A 24,710-nucleotide genomic window follows, 5' to 3' on the forward strand; every position below is an offset into this window, starting at 1 on the left:
ACTTTTTGGACAGAAGTAAGCTTCCTGTGCCATACTTTGGGATAGAAGAAGGAGGTGCAGCTATCATGCAAATCATTCGGCTTGGACAGCAAGACGTCCCGCAGGTGCAAGCCTTAATGCTTGAAGTATGTTCGCGGTTGCCATCGGATGCGCTCTATTCCATGGACCGTCTGGAAGCCTTATACGAATATGTCGAAGAGAAAGGCGAAATGTACGGCGTCTTCCAAGGGGAAGCGCTAGTCGCCTATACGGTGCTCGCCTTCCCGGGGCACGGCGCCGGCAATTTGGGCAGGGAGTTCGGCGTACCGGAGGCCGAGCTTCCGAAAGTCGCTTCGCTGGAGGGGACGATCGTGCACGAATCGGTGCGCGGATCAGGCCTGCAGCGGCGCTTCCACGCCTATCGGGAGCAGCGCGCCCGGGAGAGAGGGATGCTATACTTGTATGCGACCGTGCATCCGGACAATGCCGTCAGCCGGGCCAATCTGGAATCGGCAGGCTTCACGCTGCAGTTCTCGCGTCCGATGTACGGCGGGCTCCCGAGGCAGTGCTATGCGAAGAAATTACTTCGTTAGGGCGAGCTCCTGCACTTTCTTCCATTCGCCAAGCTGCTTTTCCAGTTGAGCCACCAGGGTGTCGACATCTTGCAGGAATTGGTCCCGCTCGGCGGCGTCGACCTGCAGAGCAGCGCTCCGCAGGTCGCTTGCGTCCGAAGCCCCAACCGCTGCAAGCAGCTGGAGCAATTTGCGTTGAATCGGTGCAGCCGGAGCCGCAGCCGCAGCCGTTTCAGCTGTAGCAGCTTGGGAGCCGCTATCCGCTGCAGGAGCTTCGCCAAGCTTATCCGCCTTCGGCGCAGCTTTGGCAGAAGCTTTGGCAGCCGCAGCGGGCTTGGCGCGTTCGGCACGGTTATTTTGAAAGACCGACCATGTCTCTACCAGCTCGGGCCCTGATTTGTACAAGAGCTTGCCTTTGGTGCTCTCGGAGATCTCTTTATCCTTGAACATCTTGGCGATCTTCTTCACGTCGCTGACAGGCATTTCATCCCGCGCCATAATCAGGGCAAGCGGATCGCGGTGCTCGATCGCGAGATCCTTCAGCGGCAGCAGCTGATCCTCGGTCAGCTTGTCCTTGCGAATTTCGGTGCCGCTCACAATCAGCTTTTTGACCGCGTTGCCGAATTTCAGCAGTTCGCATTTATTCTTGATATAGGCTTCGGGCTTGCCCAGCTTGCTGGAGAGATATTTCAGCGAGGAGCTGAACTTCGCATCATGCATCAGCTTGTGGAATGCCTCTCCTTCCTCAATGGGGGAGAAGCCCTCCCGCGTCAAATTCTCCGCAATTTGCTCCAAATAAATTTCCATCTCATCCGTAACCGTCGAGACGATGCAGGCCATGGTAGGTTTCCCCAGCATTTGACTAGCTTTGTAGCGGCGGTTTCCGTAAATGATTTTGTATCTCCCGTCTCCCGTCGATCTGACTTTAATCGGAGAAAGCAAACCGATCTCCCCGATACTTTTCATCAGCTCCTGCAAAGCTTCTTCATCGAACTGGTATCTGGGCTGGTCCTTGTCCTCGTCAATGAGCTCGATTGGAATTTCTAATATATTCATAGCAAGTCTCCATTCGTTCAATTGTTCCTGATTTATTATATAACAAGGGGCAATTCGTGGAAATCTTTTCTACAGTCCGACATTGCGTTGTTTGAATTCCGTTGGGGTTAAGCCTGTAACCGCTTTAAAATTTCTGCAAAAATAATGAATGCTCGAATAGCCCAATTGCATGGCGACTGCTTCGATCGACTGCTCGTGGAGCAGCAGAAGCTGCGCCTGCTTGACCCGTTCGAGGATCAAGTAATGCTTCGGGGCATAGCCAGTTGCCTCGCGAAACAATTCTGCGAAGTACGTCGGGTGGTAGCCGCAGATGGCGGCCAGCTCCGGCGTTGTCCAGTTGCGGGATGTTTCCTTATGAATCGCTTCGATGGCAGCGGCGATTTTGCTATGCTCGCCTGCGGCCCGGAACCGTTTATCGATCTGGTAGCGCAGCAGCGTGGTCAGAATTTGAATGAGATATCCGCGGGCGATCGCGCCATAGCCGGGCTCCTGATGAAGGTATTCCTTGGCAATCCGCGCGAACAAGCCTTCAAGCTGCGTCACTTCGTAGAAATTCCACAGATCTACGTCGCCATGGCCTTCTACATGCACCGAGTAGGTTCTGGCCGGCTGAGCCAAGCTCCCTCTGCTGTGCATGACGATTCGCGGCTCGGGATGGACCGCTTCGCTCGATGCGGAGTCCCAGCTGAAATGAATGCTGCCCAGCGTAGAAGGACCCTCTGAGGAAATGGCCAGACGATGCGGCGTATCGGCTCCGTAGAACAGACAGCTCCCCGGGAGCAGATGCAGGCATTTCCCGGCGAACTCAAAGGTCGCAGCGCCGGACACCACCAAGATGAGCTGACAGTCGGGGATGGTGCGCGGGCCCCAGAAGGTGCCGGCAGGGGACTGGAAGTAATTGGCGAAGTTAACCGTCGGCCGCAGGTTTCCGAGTGATCCCAGATGAGTTTTCATGTAAACATCACCCTCGCAAGGCAAAGATTTAACTCTATTGTTTCACCAAATGGGGAGTTGTGCAAGAACGGAATGAGCGTGTCCGGGCGTTCGATCCCCCATAAAAAGATTGATCTCGTTTTTAGTAGGTGATATAACAGTCGGTGTCGAATTATGGCACTGAAGCTTACAAATGACGGGGGTAGAGTACATGAAAACGATGCAGTATACGATATTAGCTCTAGTTTTCGTCATACTAGTTTCATCCTCCGAGTTTATGTTGGGGAAGTATAAGAACTCATTGATGAATGAACTTTATATGAGCGAGCAATCTCAATTATCCGCCAGGGCACTGGCATTGGAATCGGTCATTGACCGTAACTTCAATCTGATGGTCAGTCTGGAGGCTTTCGTGAGCTCCAGCTATCTGGTTAATAAAACGGATCAAGAAGTTGTGGATTACATAGCCTCCCTTTATCTAGGCGCGCAAGCCTCTACGCTCAACATCATCATTGCACCCGGCGGCGTCATGAAGTTCATTTTTCCGCTCAAAGGCAACGAGTCTATCGTCAATTGGGATTTGTTGAAGGACCCGCGCGAGAATGTGCAGCAGCAAGTATTACGTTCCTTGCAAACGAAAAAAATGACGATGGACGGTCCGTTTAAGCTGCTGCAAGGGATGAACGGTTTAGTCGCCCGCAAGCCGATTTATCATGACGGCGTGTTCTGGGGCTTTGTTTCCGTCGGGGTCGATCTCGACCACCTGCTGTCCGAAGCGGAGCTGAAAGAAGAAGAGGCGCGGCATGAGCAGCTGGCGATCCGCAGCGCGGGCCTGCCTGCTTTTTTCGGAGACGATGCCGTCTTTCAATCGAATCCGTTGACGGCTGCCGTCGAGTTCGGGGATAACAAATGGGAATTGGCCGCCTTGCCCCAGATTAGCGCCGTTCAGAGCATCGAGAAGCAAATTCTCATGACACGCAGCTCCTTTATTACGATACTGATGCTCGGCTTGATCTTCTTCCTGTACATGATCAGGCAGAGGGATATGCTCAGCCGGGCCGTGAACGAGCGAACGCAGGAGCTCCAGCTTGCCAATGAAGATCTGACGGCGATGAATGAGGAGCTGCTGGCCGGTCAGCAGGAGCTCCAGCAGTCGACCAAGCGGCTGCAGGAATCCGAGCATATGCTCTCTTACATGGCGTACCATGATGTGTTGACCGGCATTCATAACCGGGCGCATTTTCAAATGGTTTTGAAAGAACAGATTGTATATAAGGAAATAAGCCAATCCTCTTTAGCCGTACTGTTCTTTGATTTGGACAATTTCAAAATGGTGAATGATTCGCACGGCCATCATATGGGCGATCTCATGCTGCGCGAGGTGGTGAACCGGATCTTGCAGTCCGAGCTCACTTATCATACATTCGCCAGGTTCGGCGGCGATGAGTTCGCCATCCTTCTGGAGGACTATGCGAATGTAGAGGAGATTGAGCGCTTCTGCGAGAAGCTGATCGATATTTTGAAACCGCCGTGCCATCTGTCGGGCCGTTCCTTCTTCATCAGCGCCAGCATCGGCATCGTGCAGTATCCGCATGGCGGACGGACGTGGGATTCGCTGCTCAAAAACGCCGATATCGCCATGTATATGGCGAAGAAAGAGAGCGGCAGCTCCTACAGCTTCTTCAACCAGCAGATGGCGATGAAATCCGTATCGAAGCTCGAGATGGGGAATCACCTCAGGCAGTCGATCGAGCGAGGCGAGCTGGAGATTGTGTACCAGCCTCAAGTAGATTGCCGGTTAGGCAAAATCGTTGGCGTTGAGGCGCTGCTGCGTTGGAATCACACGACCAAGGGATATATATCCCCGTCGGAATTCATCCCGATTGCGGAAGAGATGGGCTTCATCGTAACCATTGGCGAATGGGTGCTGCGAGGGGCTTGCCGGCAGATGAAAGCGTGGCACAGTCTGATGGACGAGAAGCTGACGCTTTCCGTCAATCTATCGGTGAAACAGCTGAACGATGAGCGATATATTCAGAAGGTAAGCCAGATCCTTGAGGAAACAGGCATTGAGCCCCAGTATTTGGAAATGGAAATTACGGAAAATGTGGCGATGCTGGATGAGCAGCTGGATGCGCTTGGCCGGTTGAGGCAGATGGGAATTTCGTTATCCGTCGATGACTTCGGAACCCATTACTCATCGCTCAGTTATTTAAAAAGATTCCCCGTTACCAAAATCAAGCTCGACCAGTCTTTTGTCCGCGGCATCCAAACCGATGATAAAGACCGGGCCATGATTAAGGCGATCATCTCGGTGGCCAAATCGTTCCAGCTTCAAATCATCGCCGAAGGCGTCGAAACGGAGGAGCAGGCCGGCTTCCTGGTCGCCAACGGCTGCCGCCACATTCAAGGCTATTACTTCTTCAAGCCGATGAATCCGGAGCAGACCTGGAGCGCTTTGCAAATGAATTTGCAGCCGAAGCTGGCGTTTCTCGTCTCTTAACAGCAAAAATCTCCCCCGCCATACGGCAGGGGAGATTTTTCTTTATAGAGGTACGATTTGTTTTTGTTTGTTTTTGAAGTAAACCCAATGTTGGAAGCCGATCTCTTTCAGCGTCTTGCTGACCTCGTGCCAATCGTCGCCAACCCGGCTAGGGATATGGGCATCCGAGCCGAACGTCACTTCAACCCCATAATGCAGAGCCTGCTCCAGAATGGCATGGGATGGGTACCAGCCGCCGACATCTTTGGTCTTGCCGGATGTATTAATTTCAATGGCAACACCGGACTCACCGATGACTTTAAGCGTTTCATTAACCGCCGGGGTCGGAATATCCGAGAATGCGGGATAGAACCCTTTCATCGCATCGATATGTCCGAGAATCTGAAACATGCCGGAACGCGCAGATTCCGCGATAAGGCGGTAATATTCTTCTTTGTGCTCGATGTGCTGCTGTGCGTTCAGCTTCTTCCATCTGTTGCGGTTAAAAATGCTGACTCCGCCGGATAGATGCACGGAACCGATTATGTAGTCGAACGGATATTTGGCATATTCCTGACGGTAAATGTCTACGTGCTCCGGGAAATAATCGGATTCTACGCCTAAGAGCACATCGATTTTGCCCTCATATTCTTTCTTGAGCTGTAATACTTCCGCCACATAGCGGGGAAATTCGCTCTTCGCCATGGCGATCAGGGGTTGGGCGTGATCTTCCGGACTTCCGAAATAAGGGGAGTGGTCTGAAATTCCGATCACTTGCAAACCGGCTGCAATCGCGGCTTCGATATAATCGCGTATTGAATCCTGGGCGTGTCCGCATCGATCATGATGGGTATGTAGGTCAAATTTCATACGAGAATACCTCCTAAGCAATGTATGTTATTCAGAACCGAGAAATTGTGTTTCCGGCATTCCTTTCAAGTCTAGCAGGAATTGCTGCATGGCAGAATTTAAGTAGCGTCCTGACTTATATACTACACCGACGGGATGGGTTATATCCAATTCATTGACCTTCACCATTTTCAAAGTGCCATGACGCAGTTCGTCAGCGACAGACATCTTGGAAATGATGGCAACGCCAAGGTTTAACTCGACCATTCGTTTCACTTCTTCACTGCTGGAGAGTTCCATGACAATATGCGGAGAGACATCGTAGGTTTTGAAAATTTGATCGACGAACCGCCGTCCGGCTGTTTCCGGCGAAAGCATAATGAAAGGAATATTGCGCAGCTTCTCAATCGATAGATGAGCGAACCTGGCAAGCGGATGATGGGTCGATACGATGAGCTCGAATGTGTCGTAGTAGAGGACGGATGTTTCAAGCGCCTGATTTTTCTCGAATAAATACGTAATCCCGATATCGATCTGGCTGTTCTCTACCGAGTTCATGATCTGGGATGATGTCATGGAGTGAATCGTTGTTTTGATCAAGGGAAATTGGTCTTGGAAATAAGAGAGTACCCGAGGCAAAATCTGCATCGCAATCGACGTTGTCGTCCCAATGTGAATGTGGCCCTGCGGGGTTTGGTGCAAGTCGGACAATCGCTGCTTGAGGTCGCTGGCGATCCGCAGCATTTTCTCGGCGTGCTCTAGAAACAGCTTTCCGCTATCCGTTAAAGTGACGGGTTGGTTGCGATCGATGAGGATTGTGCCGAATTCGTCTTCTAGGCTCTTGATTTGCGCGGAAACGGCAGGTTGGGTCAAGTTGAGAATTTCGCCAGCTTTACGAAAGCTCATCGTCTTGGAGATCGTGAGCAATGTTTCCAACTGGTTCATATTCATGGGCATACCTCCTGCTTGACAATTTATTTACAAATAAAATTTATCGAAATTGTAAAGAACAATAAAAAGCTTTTGTAACCCTATTATATGATACGAAACGTAGGTCGGCAATCCTTGCAGCCGGAAGTGGGGCTCGACAGGAGCTTTGGGGGGCTGGACAAGGAAAGGCTGATTTTCATTGCCATATACTCAAATTTGATTATAATATTTTATATATATTAAATTGAATGTTAAAGGAGATTCACTTTCATGTCGTTAACGCGCAAATCCAACCCAACCTGGACGGTTGTCGGATTGATGCTGGGACTGCTGCTGGCTTCGCTGGATCAGACGATCGTCTCGACGGCGATGCCGACCATCGTGTCCAAATTAGGCGGCTTCAGCCAATTCGTTTGGGTCTTCTCGGCGTATTTGATTGCCAACGTGGCCGCTATGCCGATTTTCGGGAAGCTGTCGGATATGTACGGCCGCAAGCTTTTCTTCATTATCGGTATTATCGTATTCATGATTGGCTCCGCTCTATGCGGGACGGCCGCATCGATGACGCAGCTCATCGTCTACCGGGCGATCCAGGGGATCGGCGGCGGCGCTCTGATGCCGATTACGTTCGCCATTATTTTTGACATTTTCCCGCCGGAGAAACGGGGGAAAATGCAGGGGTTGTTCGGAGCCGTATTCGGACTCTCGTCCGTCCTCGGCCCGATTATCGGAGCTTATTTCACGGATCACGTTACGTGGGAATGGATTTTCTTCATCAACCTTCCGCTTGGCGTCGTATCGCTATTGCTTATTATTTTCGCTTACCATGAGTCGGTTGAGCACAGCAAAGCCAAGATTGACTGGAGCGGAACCATTCTGCTGACGGCCGCGATCGTATCGCTTATGTTTGCGCTTGAGCTCGGCGGCAAAGAGTATGCTTGGGGTTCCTGGCAAATCATCGGCTTGTTCGCCGGATTCGCCGTTCTGCTGGGCGTCTTCCTGATGGTTGAGAAATACGCGGCTGAGCCGATCGTGCCGCTGGATCTGTTCACTAACCGCCTGTTCACGGCGAGCATGGGCGTCAGCTTCGCTTACGGGGCTGTGCTTATCTCGGCCGGTACGTATATTCCGTTGTTTATTCAAGGGGTCTTCGAAGGCTCGGCCACGAATGCGGGCTCAACGTTAACACCGATGATGCTCGGCGTCGTCGTCAGCTCCGCACTCGGCGGACGTTTCATCGGGAGGTTCTCCTACCGCAATGTGATGCTCGTCTCCGTTGCGCTGCTGCTGATTGCGACATCGCTGCTCGGCGGCATCTCCTTCGAATCGAAACGCGGGACCATCATAACATTTATGATTCTGATGGGGCTAGGGATCGGTGCTAATTTCCCGATCATGTCCATGTCCGCGCTGCACAAAATCGATTTCCGCCGCAGAGGCACCGTCACCTCGCTGGTCGGCTTCTTCCGTTCCGTAGGCTCTGCGATTGGCGTTGCCGTATTCGGCAGCATTCAGGTCAACTCGCTAAGAGATAATATTACGGCTTCCCTGCAAGATCCGGCGATGGCGGAGAAATTCCACGATGCCCGCATCCTGCTGCAGCCGGAGGTTAGAGCGGGCATTCCTCCGGAAGTACTGCACAAGCTCCTGACGGCGCTCGCCGATTCGATTGCGGTTGTCTTCCAAACGACGATCGTACTGGCTGCGATCGGCCTCGCTTTCATTCTGCTGATGGGGAACGCAAAGCTGGAAGTAGGGAGTGCGCCCGTTAAGGGGAATGCGCCTGCGGGACATTAGGAGGTAACTGCGATGTCGATGAAGCTTGTCATACTCGGACTGCTGATGGAAGCTAACCGGCATACCTATGACATTCGGCAAACGATGAAAGAAAGAGGCATGAACAATTACATGAAGCTGCAGGACGGGTCTTTGTATTATGCAATGGACCAACTGCGGAAGGACGGCCACGTTGAAGCGCTGGAAGTTGTGCGGGATACGAACCGGCCGGAGAAAACCGTATTCCGGATAACGGAAGCCGGTAAAGTCAAATTTCAAGAGCTGCTGATCGAGCAGCTGCATGAGGATTTCAAGCACTATCATCCGCTTTATGTCGCCCTGCCGTTCACCGTGCACGGGGATCAAGCGAAGATCGCCGATATTCTCGAGAATAAAATTATGGCCCAGAGAATGCTCATGAACAAAATGAGAAGCTTGTATGAAGAGCACCGGAGCATCGTACCGCGCGTCATTCTGCAAATGATGATCGGCACGTATAAGCGGGCGTTCAGCGAGATGAAATGGCTGGAGCAGCTGCAGAAGGACGCCCGCGAGGGACGGCTGCAGGAAAGAAACGCTCCGCCCGAAGTGGACTGGGATTGAAGAAGAGGATGTACCCGCCATTAGCTTGGCGGGTACATCCTCTTCTATTATACGGCGATCATTTCCCGGGAAGAGCCGTAAGCTGCGCGAGGAAATGCTGTAAATCGTTGCACACGAGATCCGGTGTCGCGCCCGCCGACGCGAGCTGCTCGTGCACGTTGTCCGGCGTGGCGACGCCCGTCAGCACGAGCGCCGTGCGGCAGCCCGACACCGCTCCTCCGCGGATGTCGGTGTGCACGTTGTCGCCGATGACCCAGACATCGGCGGCCGGAAGGCCGAGTCGCTCGATGGCGTAAGCCATGATGATCGGCGAGGGCTTCCCGATCACCACCGGCTCCACGCCGGAGGCGGCGGTGATCGAAGCGGCCAGGGAGCCGGCCCCTGGCATGAGGCCCCCGTCCGACGGCAGCAGCCGGTCGGGGTTCGTTAACACATAGGTCGCGCCATTCTTCAGGTGGCGGACCGCTTCCGTCAGCTTCTCGTAGGAGAAGCTGCGGTCAATTCCTTGGACGACGTAATCCGGCGTCGTCGTCCCGTTCAAGGCGAAGCCGGACGCCTCCAGGGCGATCCGCAGCCCGGCTTCGCCGATCATATGCACGCGGCTGCCTCCGCGCTGCTCGGACAAGTACTTGGCGGCGGCCTGCGATGAGGTGTAGATCGCCGCCGCCGGCACTTCGATGCCGAACGGAAGCAGATGTTCGGCCACTTGTTCCGGTGTCCGGGACGAGTTGTTCGTCACCAGCAAGTACGGCAGGCGCTGCTCCTGCAGCCATTGAATGAAAGCCGCTGCATGAGGAATCGGTTCATGCCCCCGGTATAGCGTGCCATCGAGATCAATAATAAAACCGTACATTATGCGGACACTCCCTTGTTGTCTTTGATTTGTGTGGAAGGAAGCGTGATTTCGACCGTCGTTCCTTCATCAAGCTTGCTCCGAATCTCCATTAATCCGCCATGGGCTTCGATAATGCGGAAACAGACCATGAGGCCAAGTCCCGTTCCTTTCTCCTTCGTACTATAGAAAGGTTCCCCCAGCTTCGGCAGTCGTTCGGGCGCGATGCCGCATCCTTGATCGATGAACCGAATCAGGATGCTGCGGCCCGTCGGGGCGGGTTCGGCTTGGATGCGCATAACGCCTCCTTGCTCCATGGATTCGAGCGCATTTTTCATGATATTAATGAAAACCTGTTTAATCTGGTGCTCATCGCAGGAAACGAGCGGAAGGCCGGGCGCAATCTCCGCTTCGATCTCGATGTTTCCCAGCAGCGCTTGGGGCTGAAGGAGTTCAATCGTGCTCATGACGATCGAGTCCACCGTTCTTGTGGCGAAATTAGTTGCCTGCGGCTTGGATACGAACAGAAACTCGTTGACGATAAACTCGATGCGCTGCAGTTCGCTTTGCATGATTTCGATGTAATATTGCTCTTTGGTGTTGTTCTTCTTCAATAACTGCAAGAATCCTTTCAGAGCGGTTAACGGGTTGCGGATTTCGTGGGCTACGCCGGCAGCCAGCTGGCCAACCGCAGAAAGCTTGTCTGACTTGATTAGCAGCTCTTGGGTCTTTTTCAGCTCCGTAATATCTTTGAACGTAATAACCGTGCCGATAATGTGGCCCTTTCCTTCCAGAATCGGGCTGGACATGTACTCGACAGGGAAGGGGGTGCCGTCCTTTCTCCAGAACAGATCCTCCCGCAGGACCGGAGCGTCCCTGTTCAGAATCGTGTTCAGAGCGGGGCTGTCTTCAGGAGCATACAGCGAGCCGTCGCTCTTCTGCGGCCGGATCAAATTATGAATTTGCCGGCCGAGCATTTCGTCGACCTTCCAACCGGTAATGGCCTCGGCAGCCTGGTTCCAGAAAATGGTGCGTCCGCTCATATCGATCCCATAAATGCCTTCCGATACGGAATTGAGAATGAGCTGATTCTGCTTATACAGCTTGTCGATCACCTTTTTCTGCTCCTTGACTTCAGTGAGGTCTTTGAGAATGGCGTAAACCCCTACGACTTGGCCTTCGACCATCGTTGGAACGAAGGTGACGTTGGACGGAATGGGAAATCCGTTCTGATGAAGGAAAGCAGCCTCGAAATTTTGCGGCATCCCGGCCGAAGCCACCTGGAAGTGATGCAGCGCTTTGAGCAGATCCGGCGGAGAAATCATCGGAATGAAGGACGTCAGCATCGAATTCTCTTGTCCCAGTCCGAGCATGCTCTCGAGCCCGTGGTTGGTCGACAGCACTTCGCCGTCCAAGCTGAAAGCGATAATCGAATCAGGATGATTGTCGTATAGGGACTGGTACCGCTCCGCAGTTTCCTGAATTGCCGCTTCCTTGCGCCTGATCGTTCGGATGCCATACCAGCCTAGTCCGAGTATGGAGATAAATATGACAATATCAACGGTTATTCCGATCGAACGATAGTTTGTCATAAAGGAAAGTTGATGTACAATGAAGAGATCCACACCGATAAGCAGTAGAGCGACGATATGATATACAAGTATATGCCGGGATAGCGCCCAATGCCCGGTTGTCGTTTTCTGTTTCATCATGGCAGTCCTCAGCGCTCCTTTGAAGGGAATATTCTCCATTAGTGTATCAGGATTCGACACATTTTTATATATTCTTCCAGATTCATATTGTCATTTCCTGCCTATAAAACGATAAGATCAAAGCTCGACAATTCCAGTATGAACGCAGGATCCTTGCATGTATGTGAGTAGAAGGAACTATTTTATGAATAAAAACAGTATACTTGTCCTAGTATTTTAGGTATAATGTTGAAAAAGGTCGTTTTTCTGTGGAACTTATTCACAAATTGAGATCGGAGCGGAGCTATGAAGGCTGAGTACATTAATCCTTTTTTGGAGTCGGCTAGAATTGTCATCGAGCAGGTTGCTAACATACGCCCAACTACGGGGCAGCTCGGCGTCAAAGACGTCAAATTTGTGGAAAAGTATATTTGGATCCAAATCGGGATGACCGGTCAAATGGAAGGCGATATCGTATTCGGTTTGGCGGAGGATGTCGCATTGAAGATGGTTTCCGCGATGATGGGCGGATTCGTTATAACGGAGATGGACGAAATGGGCAAAAGCGCTATATCGGAGCTTGGCAACATGATTAGCGGCAATGCCAGTACGATGTTGTTCAATCAAGGCGTGAGAGTCGATATCACTCCTCCTAAGCTCGTTCAATCCGCTACGGCAGCGGGATTTGTGCCGAAGAAAGCTTTGACCATTCCATTGATTATGGATAGTATTGGCGAACTGGACATTCAAGTGTTAATTACGTAATATGTAATTGAATATAAGTAATCGGAATGGAGTCCAGCATGAGCGGTCTCCATTTTTTTGTAATCCCAAGGAAACGAGGAGACATGACGTTGAATTTAGCGAACCAAATTGTCTTGATTACTGGAGCTTCCAGCGGTATAGGCGCAGTCATGGCGCAGCAGTTCGCCGCTTTGGGGGCCATTCCCGTTCTGACGGCGCGCAGCACGGATAAACTCGAAGCCATTGCAGCCGGTATCGGGGGGCAGCATGCGGTGTATGCGCTGGACGTGACGAATACGCAGCAAGTGCACGATGTGGTGGATCAAGTGATGGCCAAGTTTGGCCGCATCGATATTCTGATCAACAATGCCGGGTACGGCATTTTCGAAGCTTTTGCCGGTGCGCCATTAGAGCATTTCGAAGATATGATGAACGTCAATTACATGGGAACGGTGCGCTGCACGCAAGCGGTGCTGCCTCATATGCTGAAAGCGGGGAGCGGGCATATTGTGAACATAGCTTCGATGGCGGGCAAGATCGGCTCGGCCAAATCGACGGGCTACTCGGCGACCAAGCATGCCGTGTTGGGGTTCACGAACAGCTTGCGCCAGGAGCTGATGAAAACGGGGATCTCGGTCACCGCCATTAACCCGGGGCCAATCTCAACCCCTTTCTTCGATAAAGCGGACCCGAGCGGGAATTATGTGAAGAACGTATCCTGGTTCATGCTGAAACCGGAGAAAGTGGTGAAGGAGCTGATCCACGCGGTGCAGAAGAAAATTCCGGAGAAGAACCTTCCTTTCGTGGCGGGCGTGGGCATTAAGCTGTTCCATTTGTTTCCGCGGATGTTCGACCGTCTGGCTGCAGGAATATTGAACAAAAAATAAAGCGGACCCCAGTCCTCCGATGGGGATTCCGCTTTTTTCTATAACGACCTACTTAGGCTCGGGCTTCTTCGCTTGCAGCGCTTGGTTCAGATCGCGTATTTCTTCAAATATGCGGCGCACCTCGACTTTGCTTTCCGGATGCGTCTGGTTCCAGTGGGAGGTCAGAGCGGGCAGCGATTTGTGGACATGATTGAAAAATGCCCATATTTTGATCTTCTCCAACATTTCAGGCGAAGTGTCGCCGGTAATCAGCTCGGCTGTTTTCAACACCAGGGCGTTGAACTCTTTATCAAATTCTGAATTCATAGTTTCATCCCTTCGGATGGAAAATAGTAAGAACACTTTTAGTTTATATGATCATCTGACAGCTGTCAAAATGGGGGGAAACTATGTCTATTGCCCAATTGCAGGATGGCCAACTCCTAAGCCGGGAGCCGGCTCGCTGCTTCGCGAAGCAAGTATCGTTATACATACTTACCTATGTCAGCCAAGGCCTCAAGGTGAAAGGTTTATTGGCCGTTCCGGAAGGCGGCGGGCCATGGCCGGCCGTTATTTACTGCCGCGGCGGCATTAAGCGTGTCGGCATGGTACGCAAGCGCCGGATCATTTCAATGGCCAAGCGCGGATTTGTCGTGTTCGCCCCTTATTACCGGGGAAATGAAGGCGGCGAAGGTCATGAGGATTTTGCCGGTGAAGACAGATTCGATCTCTTTCATGCGATCCCGCTCGTGCAGTCATTGGAGGAAGTTGTGCCCGGGCCGGTCTCTTTGATCGGATTTTCCCGCGGGGCGGTTATGGCGATGCGTGCGGCAAGGGAATGCAGCGGAGTCGGCGCGGTAGTCGTCTGGAGCGGCGTGAGCGATATGCTGGACACATACGAGCAGCGAGTGGATTTGCGGCGAATGCTGAAGCGGGTGGTCGGACACCCGAAGAAGCAGGAACAGGCCTACATCGACCGCTCGCCGGCGCATTGGGCGCATGAGATCGATCTGCCCATCTATATCGTTCACGGCACGAACGACACGCAGGTGGATATCAGTCACGCCAGGAAATTGGCCGGAGCCTTGGACCAGGCCGGCAAGCCGTATACGATGGCGCTATTTAACGGACTTGACCACCGGTTCCCCCGGAGAGAGGATGAAAAGGCGCTGGATGACGTATTTGCATGGCTTCGCGCAACAACCCAACGAACCTGAGTTGGGGATGGATTTGTTTACCATATTTTCTCGTTTTTTTTGTTGTTTACTCCTTGGCTATGCCCTAAAATAGGGGTAGGATTACAGTCCAGATTTTACCTGGTCGGCAAGGGGGCGGTTATTTCGAAGTCTCTCAGATTATTGTTCAGCAGTGATTTTTATATATTAGAGAAGAGTGAACAGGAGCAGATTTACCAGGAATTTTATCTCCTTGTTTATCCTATGGTGCATTTTATTCTTAGGGATCACGCTGCCGTCGAAGACATTATTCAAGAGTCTTTTTTGCGTGCTGTGCGCAAGGCGCCGCTGCTCCAGGAGATTGATAAATACGAAAGCTGGATCAAAAGGCTGACCCGGAATGTAACCCTGAACCATCTCCGTAAGCATAAGCGAAACCGCGATGAATTGGAGACGGATTTCATGTTGAGCATCAAAGAGACGGCGCCGACCTCCGATTATTTGAATTCGCTGGATCAGGAGGTTGAGCTGAAGCTGATGAGGGAAGCGATCATTTCATATATCAATCAACTGAGTCCCTCTTACCGGCAAATTATTGCGATGAAATGGATACATAACTTGTCCTACAAAGATATGGCGGTAGAGCTTGGAGTTACCGAGGGAGTCGTTCGGCAGCGGTTATTCCGGGCTCGGGATGTTATCAAGCAAAGGCTGCTGGAAGAGTGGGGCACGGGGAAATAAGAGTCCGCAGAGGGGCTCTTATTTTTTGCTTATGCGTAAGGGAGAGAGGATCTCATTTGTAACGGCATCCGGCGTGGCATATAATAGGTTCATCAGCAAGCAGAAAAGGGGTTTCGTCCATTGAGTACAAGCTTTGAACAGCTGCAAATCGCAGAGCCATATGTAAATAAACTGAAAGAAATGGGAGTAACCGAACCGACGCCGATTCAAGCGGAAGCGATTCCCGTTATGAAACGAGGCAGCGATGTCATCATTCAATCCCAGACGGGTACAGGCAAAACCTTGGCCTATTTGCTGCCTGCTCTGGAAGTCATCGATCCCGAACAGAAGCAGCTGCAAGTGGTTGTCATAGTCCCGACAAGGGAGCTCGGCATGCAAATTATGCAAGAGATCGAGAAGCTGACCGCCGGCGGCCCGATCCGTTCGCAATCCTTGATCGGCGGAGCGGCCGTAGCCCGGCAAGTCGAGAAGCTGCGTCTTCACCCTCATATCGTCGTTGGAACGCCGGGGCGGTTACTTGAGCTGATGAAGATCAGAAAGCTGACCCTGCACCATGTGAAGCTGGGCATCGTCGATGAAGTCGATCAGGTGTTCGAGCTGAGCTCCATGCAGGATGCCGAAGCGGTGTTGAAAGGCATGCTGAGGACGTGCCAGAAGGTGTTCGTCTCCGCGACGATTCCGCAGAGCACGGAAGATGCGGCCAGCCGGTGGCTGAAGGAGCCGGTGATCATCAAAATCAATCCGAGCCAGCGCACGTCGGAAACGCTCGAGCACCTGTATGTCGTGTGCCAGGAACGCGAGAAAATTGATACGCTCCGCAGGCTCGTACGTCTCATTAAGCCGAAATCGGCGATCGTCTTCATCAATGTGACGGACGATATTGCCGAAGTGGTGGCGAAGCTGCAATATGTCGGATTATCCGTTGAAGCACTGTACGGAGAAGCGAGCAAACAAGACCGGGCCAAGGTGATGGGTAATTTCCGGGACGGGAAATTTCAGCTGCTCCTGGCCACGGATGTTGCGGCGCGAGGGCTTGATATTGAAGGCGTGACGCATGTGTTCCATTTGGATCCGGCGACGAACGCGGAGTATTACCTGCACCGCGTCGGCCGGACAGGCCGGATGGGCCGCCAAGGCACGGCCATTTCTATCGTGACCCCGAAAGAGCAGTTCATTCTCGAGAAATTCGAGAAGCAGCTCGGGATCACGATCGCGCCGAAGGCGATGTACGAGGGCCGGCTCGTCGACCCGGCCCTCGACCGCAGCGCGGCTGCCATGCGCAGCCGCCGCGAAGCGGCGCGCCCGCGGGGCGCAGCTCCTGCGAGCGGCGGCTTCGCCGGCTCGCGGGAGGCTGCCGCGCCAGCGGGCGCGGTGCGCACGAGCGCTGCGGCTGCGGACGCGCGCGAGGGATCGGGCGCTGCGCCGGCTAGACCGGCAGCGCCGGGACGCACGGCCGCCGCGGGCAAGGCCGTGAGCAAGGCTCAGCGCGAGCGGGATCGCAAGAGCAAGGGCGCTCCCCGCTGGCTGAAGGAGAAACAGCAGAACAAAGAGTAGGAGTCCAGCCGCTGGGGGGAATCCGCTCAACACTCTTTCTGCGAGGTGTGAAACGTGCTGAAAAAATTATTCATTTTCATCGTTGCGGTCCTGATCGTCGGATCGGTCGCAGGGGTATTTATTATCCGGCACATCAAACCTGCTGAAGATCTGGATCTGAACTATCAAAACATCTCGATCGGCAGCAAAGTCGCAGACATCGTGAAGAACCGGAAGCTGGAAGTACAAGTCACCGAGGAGGATTTGAACAATCTCGTGAAGCAGCAGCTGGCCGCGCATTCGGAATTGCCTAACGGCATCCGGGTCGAAGGGGCCAAAGTCACGCTGCAGGGCGCGAACTTGGTGGCGGATCTTAATGTCAATTGGCAAGACAAGGTGCCGGTCGGCGCTCAGCTATTGTTTACACTCGCATGGAATCCGCCTAATCTGATCATCGAGCATCAGTCGACACAGGTCAAAGGGGTGCGAATTCCGCGGGAATGGGTTCAGCTTGCTCCGATCGAGATTCCGATTGAGGAGCACTTGCCTTTGCTGATCGGTGTGAAGGATGTGCAGTTCCAGGAGAAGTCGATCGTCGTACAGTTGAAGGCACTAAGATAGACAAAGAAGAGGAAGGACAGCCCGGGAGGGTGTCCTTCCTCTTCTTTGTATAGGGTGACCGCGAGGTATTGGCTCCGGCTGATATGATCAGCGGCTGAAGCCTGGCGCCTGGTTCTAGGCGGCGTTGCGGCGTTGCGGCGTTGCGGCGTTGCGTCTAATCGGGCAAATAGCAGAATGTATTGTAAATTTCATATAGGATGATCGAATTTACCTTAGTTAGCGGTAAATGTATGTGATTTTTCATACAGATTCCCCTTAGGACCGCCAGGAGAATGAACGGACGGTCCCTATTCCTTATACAGCCTGCCTAGCTTCCGTAGTATCGTGCCGCTTCGCACCTTGAACCTTCCACTTGCGGGAATAGACGACAATGCCGAATACGATGCACATGCCGGCCAAAACAAACCAAATCGATAAGCCGACGGCGAATTTGTCCATTCCCCAGCCTACGCCCAACGGCAGAATCGAACCGCCCAAGCCGCCCGCTGCGATGAGCGTGCTGGTCGTTTGTTCGGTGCGTCCGGGCAGCAGTTGATTGGCATAGATCAAGGCTACGGCGAACATCCCGGACATGAAGATGCCAAGCAAGAGGACGACGGCGAAGGAGCTCCACAGCTGCGAGCTGAACAACCACAGGATGACCGTGACCAAGCTGCCGCCGAAGGAGACCGCCAGATAGCGGAAATAGGTCATCTTCTCGGCAAGTACACCGGCGAACAGACGGCCTGCCACCATGGCGATCCAGTAGGCTGTCACCGCAAGGGAGGATACGGAGCTGGAAGTGTTCAACTGATCGATAAAGATGGAAGGCAGGAAATTCACGATCGTATTTTCCATGCCTACATAGATGAAGAAAACGAGCATGAACAGAATAAGGAAGGTGAGCGAGCTCTTGGTTAGCGCCGGCGGCTTCTCTTCCTGCTTCGTGCGGTCGGCTTTATGCGCGAGCAGGGCATCGTGCTCGCCCAGGGACAGCTTTGACCAAATCACGCCGGTAAGCAGAGCGCTTACGCCGAGAAGCATGAAGCCGTATTTCCATAAGCCGTTTGCAATCAGAAGACTGGAGACAACCGGCATAATTAACGCGCCAAGCCCGAAGAATACTTCCAGCTTGCTGAAGGCCGAAGCCTGCTTATCCTTGGCCGCCATCAAGACGAAGGTGGAGATGCTCGATTCCACAAGTCCGAAAGCTATGCCTGCTAGGAAGGATAAGGAGACCGCCACCGGCCAAGGCGGCAGCATGACGATGGCGATCATCGCCAGAAAGAGCAGCCCGAAAGCCGTCATGATGGTGCTGCGCCGGCTAATACGGCGGCTAAGGGCGGGCGAGGTGAGCACGCCTAATAGAAATCCGCCGAATTCGAGGAAGACGAGCAGGCCGCCGTCACTGTAGCTCCGTCCATAATGGTTCAGCAGCTCAGGCAGAACAGCGCCGAATATAACGTGCGTGCAGCCCGTCAATAAATAAGACAAGCAGCCCATAAATAATAATCTTCTCATTATTGTGTACTTCCTTTGTGTTGTGCAGTCAATGTATCGTTATACGCAAATATATGATGGATCGCTTCGGCTACAGACTCGACGTGGTAGTTAGCCTTCAGCTTCACATCGGGATGCGCGCCTTTCATGGCGAAGCTGTGAGGCGTGATGCCGAACATCGAGACATCGTTGAAAGAGTCGCCGATACAGGCGATCTCCTCAGCTTGCAGGCCTAATTGGGCCATGAGCACAAGCAGCGAGCTGCCTTTGGATACTTGCAGCGGCATGATGTCCAAGCAATCTTTGTCGGAAATGAACAGCTCGACTTGATCGCCCAGCTTTTCCTCCATTAACGCCTTCACCTGCAGCAGAACGCCAATCTCTCCGAATAAGGAGAACTTACAAACGGGGAAATCATCCTTCAAGGCATGCTCGATATCATCTTTAATAATAAAAGGCCGGAATGTTCGCGATTGCACATCATCCGAAGCAGGTGTCAAATGCGTGATATAATTCGCTTCACCCGAACAGACGAGCTTGACGAGGTCGAACTCTTTCAGCAATTGATAGATTTCATGAGCTAATTCGGGTTGAAACAGCTGGGATTGAAGGAAGGTTCCGTCCTCCAGATGGATGAAAGCCCCGTTCTGCGACACCGAGAATGCGCGATGTCCGATTTCCTCCAATACTTGCTGCATTTCGACGTTCATCCGTCCCGATGCAAGGCAAAGGGTCATCCCGGCTTCCTTGGCTTTCTTCAGTGCGGCCTGCTCGCGTGAGGTGACCTTTTTGCTGTGATCGAGTAAGGTGCCGTCCAAATCGCTAACAATTAGTTTAATCATGTGAATTCTCTCCTTCTGCCAATACGATTTCTACTTCACAAGCAAGCAGTTTTTCTCTGATCTCCGGGCTCAAAGCTTGATCGGTTACGAGAATGTCGATATTCTCAAAGCCGACGACGCGGTGGAACAACCGTTTGCCGAACTTGGAGTGATCCGCCAAAACTATCACTTGGTCGGCATGCTGCATCATGGCGCGCACCAAGTAGCTATCTTCTTCGTTGGGGGCGGACAGTCCGTCTTCGGTAATACCGCAAGTTCCGATCAACAGCTTGTCGACATGGTAATCGTTCAGCATTTCGATCGCCTTAGCTCCATAAACGCTATGGTGCTTATTGTCTAGAACACCACCAAGAATGTGAATCGTCGTTTCTTCCTTGCGGGTCAGGATAGCGGCGATTTCGATGGAGCTTGTGACCACGACATTATGCTTGGATGTAAGGGCACCCGCTGCATGAAGAACGGTTGTAGAAGCATCCATCATGATGTAATCGCCGTCCTGAATGAGCTGTGCGGCTGTTTTGCCGATGGTCAGCTTGGAGGTGGATTCGGCTTGCAGCCGCTGCTCATAATTTCCCACTTCTTTGGAGAGGGTTGGGAGAATGGCGCCTCCGCGGGTGCGAACGATCCGGCCCTGCTCCTCCAGCTTCACCATGTCGCGTCTCGCCGTATCCCGCGAAACGTCGTACAGTTCACAGATTAAATCCACGGTAATACGCTTATTCGTTTTTAAGTAATCCAGAATGGATATGAGTCTTTCTTCTTGGAACAAGCCATTTACACTTCCTTTACTTAAGTAAACTTAAGTGATATTAAGTATATTGCTTATTATATGCGTGCATAACTTCTTTTTCAACACTAATTTCGTAAAGATTCAATGAAGACAAAAAAGCCGCACACGCCCCTCAGGGAATGTGCGGTTATCGATTATTTTGCAGTGGTTTTTTTGCGGGTTTTTACATAACTCGGATACGTAATTTCTCCGGTATCGAGCTTTCGGATTTCTTCCTCGTTCCATCCGCTGATTTTATTTCTGCCGGTTACGCCTGTGAGCTTAATATGATAGCGGTCTGCCAAATATGTATGCAGCACGTTCATTTCTTCCGGATTAATTTCACGCAGCTTTTTCTTGCCGTGAATTTGTCCCAGGATGACGCCGATCGATTCAGCAGCCAGACTCGTATTCGGTTGAATTCTTGTGCTGCCGTAGGCTATGGCGGAGGAGCCTACATTTTTGCCGGCAGCGATGACGTTCTCATAGTTTTTGAGCAGAAAGCTGCGCAGCGGCATGCCGTATTTATCAGGACGGCCCATCTCGATGCCCCATTTATTCGCGCTCGTGCCCTGCAAATCAAGCGGATAGCCGCCGATGCTGACATTGTCCCAGAACATCGCTCCCGACAGAAGATCGGACGGCTTCAATACATAATCCATCTCGTAATGATTATATTCCCTCACGTACGGATAAGTCGGCAGTTCGCCGAGCTCCGCGTGCTCCCAGCCAGGGAGCGTTTTGCGGAAGTGGCCAAGGATGAGGCCCGTTTCCTTATTGCCCAGCTTGACCGCCTCTTGAATGGATTCGGGCTTGGAAGGATCGACCGTATAGACGAGCAGCGCGTTGATCAGAACCTCACCGTCCCGCTGGTTCACGGCATTCAAGCCTCGCAGGAATACACGGTCATTCGACGGGTGATAGGCTTTGGTCATTCCGCTCAGCCCGATGGCGAAGCTGTCGTTGACGCTGCCGCCGCCGAATTGTTTGGATTTCTCTTCGGGTTTCAGGGCATTGAAGGTCGTATTGAATTTATTCCAATCGACATGCTTGAACTTCATCATCATGCCTGCGCTCATGTACTCGATATCCTTTTGTCCGTAAAACTTCTCGAGGCCAGGCAATCTCTTCGCATCCAAACGGGAGATGAGCGCGGCGAAATCACTGTTGTCGACCCAGTAGGCGGCTTGGATTTTCTTCTTCTTATTCTCATTGTTCGTATATACCATAGAAGCGACTTTGTGCATATGATCCGGGGTGTCGATTTGCTCGATCTCATTAATGACGATGCCGGACTCGACCGGAATGTCCTTGCTGAGTTTATTCATATAAGCAGTGAACTCCGGCAGTTTGCGGATCTTGGCGTTGCGGAAGCCATCGAACAGCTCCTTGGCCCGGCCTTGGACCAAGAGATGACCCTGTTCGTCGCGCGTTTCATCCAGGAACAGCATCTGGCTCTGCAGGATTTGGCCGCCGAAAGCTTGGTGGGGATCCAGCACTTTGACCTTCAAGCCCTCATCCGCCGCCGCCCGGGCCAAGTAAAGCCCTTCCAGTTCACTGCCGATAACAACGACGTCCAATTGCTCGGTCGGATATGTCATTGCATTCTCATTCTTCATTTCTGTCACAGGAGCGGGAGGGGAATCGCCGGGCGGCAGAGTAGCCTGATGCATGACGGCAGGCGACGTGACTGCGGTGGGTTCCACATGGGCTGTTTGCTTCATACCGATCTTGCTGTACGAGAACACCAATAGAGCAATCAATACAACGGCTAAAGCAATGACAAGCTGGACTCTGGGATTACGTAAACGCATATGTGAACTCCTTTGGCGGTAGTCTTGTATACCGTTTAGTTTAGCAGTTTCATAGGGTATTTAATAGACTTTCCATTTGCATCATCTTAAAAGTTTTCCAGCACGACCCCCCTAAACAAATCTCCGGGGGCGAATTGTTGTAGCATAACCAGGAACCCTTCGCGAAGGCTCCACATTATTTATACCAACCATATGAATAAGGGAGAGGGAACTTGATATGAAAAAGAATCTATTGAAAAAAACAGTAGCAACAGGACTTGTATTGACGATGGTAATGGGGGGCGCTTCCGCAGCATTTGCTAAAGGAAACGACCATGAGAACCACGGCAAAGGCAATAACAGCTATAACAGCTCTTATAATAATGGTAAAAACAATAACGGTAACGTAAGCGGCAACATTCAAATCCGCATTAACTTTGACGACCTCAAAGGTGCTCAATGGGCAATGCGTTACATAGCTAGCTTGGCATCCAAGCGCGTATTCGAAGGGTATGAGGACGGTACGTTCAAGCCGGACAAATCCGTATCCCGTATTGAAGCGATTACAGCTGCTGTCAGATTGATGGGTCTGCGTGAACAAGCGGAATCCGCAACGGAAATGGCTACCAAATTAAACTTCAAAGATGCGGACAAAATCCCTGCTTGGGCAGTAGGATACGTTGCCGTAGCGCTTGAAAACGACCTCTTCACGGAGAGTGACGATTCCGTTCAACCGAACAAAGAAGCTGACCGCCTATGGGCAACAACGCTTTTGGTGAAAGCACTGAAGCTTGAGTCCGAAGCAAAAGCGAAAATGAACACGCAATTGACATTCAAAGATGCGAAGCAAATTCCTGCAGGCTCTGTAGGTTATGTAGCTGTTGCGATTGAGAAAGGTCTTGTTGACGGGTTCGAAGACAACACGTTCCGTCCGAACCAAAATGTAACTCGCGCTCAATTGGCAGCTCTCTTGGATCGTACCGGCGAGCAAATGCCTGACGACCAAAGCTCTATCACAGGCACTGTGAACACAGCAGTTTACAACAACGTGCTTTCTGTAACGAAAGCAGGCGTTACAACAAACTATGTGCTTCACCAAGATGCGTTCATTCTGCGTGACGGTGTGAAAGTTGCCGCTTCCGCTATCCAACCGGGCGATGAAGTGAAAGTTCGCCAATACAACAACCTTGTAGTATTCGTTGAAGTAACGAAATCCGCGGCAGCGAATACGTCCTTCGATGTTGTTGGAACTTTGAACAGCACGACAGTTGATTCCGCAGGCAAAATTACGTCGATCTCCATCACGCAAAATATCAATGGCGTCAGCCAAACAACCGTTTATAACGTTGCAGCTAACGTGACTTTGACAGGTAACCTTGGCGGGTTTACACAAGGCCATGTGGTTGAGCTTAAAGGCGAAAACCAAGTTGTAACTTCCATTGATGTAAAATAATATAGAGATTTTTGTAGAGGTAGAAAAAGGTGAATACACACGGCAGGCTCCTTGCTATTGCAGCAGGGGGCCTGTTGTGTTTGCACAGGCTTATTCCTAAAGGATGTAACAGTTGTATATTCTGCGGTTCGTTGAGGGAAACTGTTTTTTATCTTGAAAGGAGTGGGATTGTCATGACTACGGACGAAACATTAATGGAGACATTTAAACGGTATTATGCCGACTACCGGGGCTCCGCGGATATGGATCAGAGCTTCACGGATGCTTATCAAGCTATTGCCTATCACGTGATTGAGCAAACGTCACACTATGCCGAGGACGGCGATATGGACAAGATCCAGAGCTTGATCCGCCAGTTTAAGGAGATCAGTTTATCGATCGCTCCAAGCAATGATTCCTTGAAGGAGCGTTTCGAGCAGGAACTCGTGGAAGAAGTGCTTAATCGTAACGGGGCGAATTCCGTTCATTAAAGAACGCTGCAAGAACATTCGAAACAGTTGTAATTGCGGAACATTTCCCAAGGGGTTGTAATTGGCTTCTGAGCGTGGTACATTATACCTCGTTGCTTTGAACGGCAATCACTTGGAAAAATGAAGTGACTTGCATTCGATAAGTAACGTGTGGTAATATGAACTTCCGCCGGAAATTGCTTAGTAAAAAGCACTTGCAATGGATGGATGAGATGTGGTATATTACTTCTTACCGCCTCGCTGTTACATCAACGCGGTGGTGAACGAAAGACATTGATCTTTGAAAACTGAACAACGAGTGAGTAAACATGAACGAGCAATCGTTCAAACAATGAGATTAACAATCTCGCTAGCAAGTCAATTGAGCTATTCAGCTTTCAATAAATGAGCGAGTAATCGTTCAACTATTATGGAGAGTTTGATCCTGGCTCAGGACGAACGCTGGCGGCGTGCCTAATACATGCAAGTCGAGCGGAGCACTTCGGTGCTTAGCGGCGGACGGGTGAGTAACACGTAGGTAA

Annotated in this window: 23 protein-coding genes and 1 rRNA gene; 13 read left to right on the forward strand and 11 right to left on the reverse strand. The window is 51.7% G+C overall.

Features of this window, described 5'->3' with window-relative positions; genetic code table 11:
• Positions 1–65 precede the first annotated feature (65 nt).
• Entirely contained in the window at positions 66–572 is a 507-nt protein-coding gene (locus tag PUT07_RS30240) for a GNAT family N-acetyltransferase (protein WP_274472501.1), read from the forward strand.
• On the opposite strand, the gene PUT07_RS30245 is transcribed toward PUT07_RS30240, so the two are convergent.
• Together PUT07_RS30245 and PUT07_RS30250 are read right to left on the reverse strand one after the other, a co-directional pair.
• Entirely contained in the window at positions 561–1,607 is a 1,047-nt protein-coding gene (locus tag PUT07_RS30245; protein WP_274472502.1) for a ParB/RepB/Spo0J family partition protein, read from the reverse strand. The genes PUT07_RS30240 and PUT07_RS30245 overlap by 12 nt on opposite strands.
• Before the next feature lie 69 nt (positions 1,608–1,676).
• Positions 1,677–2,561, reverse strand: a complete 885-nt coding sequence (locus tag PUT07_RS30250; protein WP_274472503.1) for an AraC family transcriptional regulator — start codon at positions 2,559–2,561, stop codon at positions 1,677–1,679.
• Between the two features lie 190 nt (positions 2,562–2,751).
• Here PUT07_RS30250 and PUT07_RS30255 point away from each other — a divergent pair, with 190 nt between their 5' ends.
• Positions 2,752–5,043 carry a bifunctional diguanylate cyclase/phosphodiesterase gene (locus PUT07_RS30255; RefSeq protein WP_274472504.1) on the forward strand — a complete coding sequence of 764 codons (2,292 nt, stop codon included), beginning with the start codon at positions 2,752–2,754 and terminating at the stop codon, positions 5,041–5,043.
• Between the two features lie 42 nt (positions 5,044–5,085).
• Here PUT07_RS30255 and PUT07_RS30260 read toward each other — a convergent pair whose 3' ends face one another.
• Both PUT07_RS30260 and PUT07_RS30265 read right to left on the reverse strand, forming a co-directional pair.
• Entirely contained in the window at positions 5,086–5,892 is an 807-nt protein-coding gene (locus PUT07_RS30260; protein WP_274472505.1) for a histidinol-phosphatase, read from the reverse strand.
• Between the two features lie 27 nt (positions 5,893–5,919).
• Positions 5,920–6,822 carry a LysR family transcriptional regulator gene (locus PUT07_RS30265; RefSeq protein ID WP_274472506.1) on the reverse strand — a complete coding sequence of 301 codons (903 nt, stop codon included), beginning with the start codon at positions 6,820–6,822 and terminating at the stop codon, positions 5,920–5,922.
• A gap of 249 nt (positions 6,823–7,071) precedes the next feature.
• Between PUT07_RS30265 and PUT07_RS30270 the strand changes: the two genes are divergently transcribed.
• Entirely contained in the window at positions 7,072–8,598 is a 1,527-nt protein-coding gene (locus PUT07_RS30270; RefSeq protein WP_274472507.1) for an MDR family MFS transporter, read from the forward strand.
• Between the two features lie 12 nt (positions 8,599–8,610).
• A complete protein-coding gene (locus PUT07_RS30275) occupies positions 8,611–9,180 on the forward strand; it encodes a PadR family transcriptional regulator (protein ID WP_274472508.1) in 570 nt (189 codons plus the stop codon).
• Positions 9,181–9,238: 58 nt separating this feature from the next.
• Here PUT07_RS30275 and PUT07_RS30280 read toward each other — a convergent pair whose 3' ends face one another.
• Together PUT07_RS30280 and PUT07_RS30285 are read right to left on the reverse strand one after the other, a co-directional pair.
• Entirely contained in the window at positions 9,239–10,033 is a 795-nt protein-coding gene (locus PUT07_RS30280) for a TIGR01457 family HAD-type hydrolase (RefSeq protein ID WP_274472509.1), read from the reverse strand.
• On the reverse strand, positions 10,033–11,724 hold the full coding sequence (locus tag PUT07_RS30285; RefSeq protein ID WP_274472510.1) for a PAS domain-containing sensor histidine kinase: 1,692 nt from the start codon (positions 11,722–11,724) through the stop codon (positions 10,033–10,035). The genes PUT07_RS30280 and PUT07_RS30285 overlap by 1 nt, the downstream gene beginning before the upstream one ends.
• 285 nt (positions 11,725–12,009) lie before the next feature.
• Between PUT07_RS30285 and PUT07_RS30290 the strand changes: the two genes are divergently transcribed.
• Positions 12,010–12,468: a chemotaxis protein CheX gene (locus tag PUT07_RS30290; protein ID WP_274472511.1), complete on the forward strand. Its 459-nt coding sequence runs from the start codon at positions 12,010–12,012 to the stop codon at positions 12,466–12,468.
• A gap of 89 nt (positions 12,469–12,557) precedes the next feature.
• Positions 12,558–13,334, forward strand: a complete 777-nt coding sequence (locus PUT07_RS30295) for an SDR family NAD(P)-dependent oxidoreductase (RefSeq protein WP_274472512.1) — start codon at positions 12,558–12,560, stop codon at positions 13,332–13,334.
• A gap of 48 nt (positions 13,335–13,382) precedes the next feature.
• Here PUT07_RS30295 and PUT07_RS30300 read toward each other — a convergent pair whose 3' ends face one another.
• Positions 13,383–13,640: a DUF2573 family protein gene (locus PUT07_RS30300; protein WP_274472513.1), complete on the reverse strand. Its 258-nt coding sequence runs from the start codon at positions 13,638–13,640 to the stop codon at positions 13,383–13,385.
• An 83-nt stretch (positions 13,641–13,723) separates the two neighbouring features.
• Between PUT07_RS30300 and PUT07_RS30305 the strand changes: the two genes are divergently transcribed.
• The 4 genes from PUT07_RS30305 to PUT07_RS30320 all read left to right on the forward strand — a co-directional run bounded on the left by PUT07_RS30305 (position 13,724) and on the right by PUT07_RS30320 (position 17,383).
• Positions 13,724–14,530: an alpha/beta hydrolase family protein gene (locus PUT07_RS30305; RefSeq protein WP_274472514.1), complete on the forward strand. Its 807-nt coding sequence runs from the start codon at positions 13,724–13,726 to the stop codon at positions 14,528–14,530.
• Between the two features lie 141 nt (positions 14,531–14,671).
• Entirely contained in the window at positions 14,672–15,229 is a 558-nt protein-coding gene (locus PUT07_RS30310; protein WP_274472515.1) for an RNA polymerase sigma factor, read from the forward strand.
• A gap of 120 nt (positions 15,230–15,349) precedes the next feature.
• Positions 15,350–16,783, forward strand: a complete 1,434-nt coding sequence (locus tag PUT07_RS30315; protein WP_274472516.1) for a DEAD/DEAH box helicase — start codon at positions 15,350–15,352, stop codon at positions 16,781–16,783.
• Between the two features lie 54 nt (positions 16,784–16,837).
• Positions 16,838–17,383, forward strand: a complete 546-nt coding sequence (locus PUT07_RS30320) for a hypothetical protein (RefSeq protein WP_274472517.1) — start codon at positions 16,838–16,840, stop codon at positions 17,381–17,383.
• A 294-nt stretch (positions 17,384–17,677) separates the two neighbouring features.
• On the opposite strand, the gene PUT07_RS30325 is transcribed toward PUT07_RS30320, so the two are convergent.
• The 4 genes from PUT07_RS30325 to PUT07_RS30340 form a co-directional block, all read right to left on the reverse strand.
• A complete protein-coding gene (locus PUT07_RS30325; protein WP_274472518.1) occupies positions 17,678–18,883 on the reverse strand; it encodes an MFS transporter in 1,206 nt (401 codons plus the stop codon).
• A complete protein-coding gene (locus PUT07_RS30330) occupies positions 18,883–19,704 on the reverse strand; it encodes an HAD family hydrolase (protein WP_274472519.1) in 822 nt (273 codons plus the stop codon). Before PUT07_RS30330 ends, PUT07_RS30325 begins: the two co-directional genes overlap by 1 nt.
• Positions 19,697–20,473 carry a DeoR/GlpR family DNA-binding transcription regulator gene (locus PUT07_RS30335; protein WP_274472520.1) on the reverse strand — a complete coding sequence of 259 codons (777 nt, stop codon included), beginning with the start codon at positions 20,471–20,473 and terminating at the stop codon, positions 19,697–19,699. Before PUT07_RS30335 ends, PUT07_RS30330 begins: the two co-directional genes overlap by 8 nt.
• A 155-nt stretch (positions 20,474–20,628) precedes the next feature.
• The gene (locus tag PUT07_RS30340) at positions 20,629–22,287 is read right to left on the reverse strand and encodes an FAD-dependent oxidoreductase (RefSeq protein WP_274472521.1); all 1,659 of its coding nucleotides are present in this window, start codon (positions 22,285–22,287) and stop codon (positions 20,629–20,631) included.
• Between the two features lie 217 nt (positions 22,288–22,504).
• Between PUT07_RS30340 and PUT07_RS30345 the strand changes: the two genes are divergently transcribed.
• From PUT07_RS30345 to PUT07_RS30355, 3 genes are all read left to right on the forward strand, one after another.
• Entirely contained in the window at positions 22,505–23,719 is a 1,215-nt protein-coding gene (locus tag PUT07_RS30345; protein ID WP_274472522.1) for an S-layer homology domain-containing protein, read from the forward strand.
• A 173-nt stretch (positions 23,720–23,892) separates the two neighbouring features.
• Positions 23,893–24,189, forward strand: a complete 297-nt coding sequence (locus tag PUT07_RS30350; RefSeq protein WP_274472523.1) for a hypothetical protein — start codon at positions 23,893–23,895, stop codon at positions 24,187–24,189.
• Positions 24,190–24,595: 406 nt separating this feature from the next.
• Positions 24,596–24,710: ribosomal RNA gene (locus PUT07_RS30355) — 16S ribosomal RNA — on the forward strand; the annotation flags it as partial.

Origin of the sequence: Paenibacillus sp. MAHUQ-63 (genome assembly GCF_028765165.1) — a bacterium.
Taxonomy (GTDB): domain Bacteria; phylum Bacillota; class Bacilli; order Paenibacillales; family NBRC-103111; genus Paenibacillus_E.

What these genes read in the sequence shown, in the direction of transcription:
- PUT07_RS30240 (WP_274472501.1), top strand. Translation starts at nt 66, where the DNA reads ATGCAAATCATTCGGCTTGGACAGCAAGACGTCCCGCAGGTGCAAGCC.
- PUT07_RS30245 (WP_274472502.1), bottom strand. Translation starts at nt 1,607, where the DNA reads ATGAATATATTAGAAATTCCAATCGAGCTCATTGACGAGGACAAGGAC.
- PUT07_RS30250 (WP_274472503.1), bottom strand. Translation starts at nt 2,561, where the DNA reads ATGAAAACTCATCTGGGATCACTCGGAAACCTGCGGCCGACGGTTAAC.
- PUT07_RS30255 (WP_274472504.1), top strand. Translation starts at nt 2,752, where the DNA reads ATGAAAACGATGCAGTATACGATATTAGCTCTAGTTTTCGTCATACTA.
- PUT07_RS30260 (WP_274472505.1), bottom strand. Translation starts at nt 5,892, where the DNA reads ATGAAATTTGACCTACATACCCATCATGATCGATGCGGACACGCCCAG.
- PUT07_RS30265 (WP_274472506.1), bottom strand. Translation starts at nt 6,822, where the DNA reads ATGAATATGAACCAGTTGGAAACATTGCTCACGATCTCCAAGACGATG.
- PUT07_RS30270 (WP_274472507.1), top strand. Translation starts at nt 7,072, where the DNA reads ATGTCGTTAACGCGCAAATCCAACCCAACCTGGACGGTTGTCGGATTG.
- PUT07_RS30275 (WP_274472508.1), top strand. Translation starts at nt 8,611, where the DNA reads ATGTCGATGAAGCTTGTCATACTCGGACTGCTGATGGAAGCTAACCGG.
- PUT07_RS30280 (WP_274472509.1), bottom strand. Translation starts at nt 10,033, where the DNA reads ATGTACGGTTTTATTATTGATCTCGATGGCACGCTATACCGGGGGCAT.
- PUT07_RS30285 (WP_274472510.1), bottom strand. Translation starts at nt 11,724, where the DNA reads ATGATGAAACAGAAAACGACAACCGGGCATTGGGCGCTATCCCGGCAT.
- PUT07_RS30290 (WP_274472511.1), top strand. Translation starts at nt 12,010, where the DNA reads ATGAAGGCTGAGTACATTAATCCTTTTTTGGAGTCGGCTAGAATTGTC.
- PUT07_RS30300 (WP_274472513.1), bottom strand. Translation starts at nt 13,640, where the DNA reads ATGAATTCAGAATTTGATAAAGAGTTCAACGCCCTGGTGTTGAAAACA.
- PUT07_RS30305 (WP_274472514.1), top strand. Translation starts at nt 13,724, where the DNA reads ATGTCTATTGCCCAATTGCAGGATGGCCAACTCCTAAGCCGGGAGCCG.
- PUT07_RS30325 (WP_274472518.1), bottom strand. Translation starts at nt 18,883, where the DNA reads ATGAGAAGATTATTATTTATGGGCTGCTTGTCTTATTTATTGACGGGC.
- PUT07_RS30330 (WP_274472519.1), bottom strand. Translation starts at nt 19,704, where the DNA reads ATGATTAAACTAATTGTTAGCGATTTGGACGGCACCTTACTCGATCAC.
- PUT07_RS30340 (WP_274472521.1), bottom strand. Translation starts at nt 22,287, where the DNA reads ATGCGTTTACGTAATCCCAGAGTCCAGCTTGTCATTGCTTTAGCCGTT.
- PUT07_RS30345 (WP_274472522.1), top strand. Translation starts at nt 22,505, where the DNA reads ATGAAAAAGAATCTATTGAAAAAAACAGTAGCAACAGGACTTGTATTG.
- PUT07_RS30350 (WP_274472523.1), top strand. Translation starts at nt 23,893, where the DNA reads ATGACTACGGACGAAACATTAATGGAGACATTTAAACGGTATTATGCC.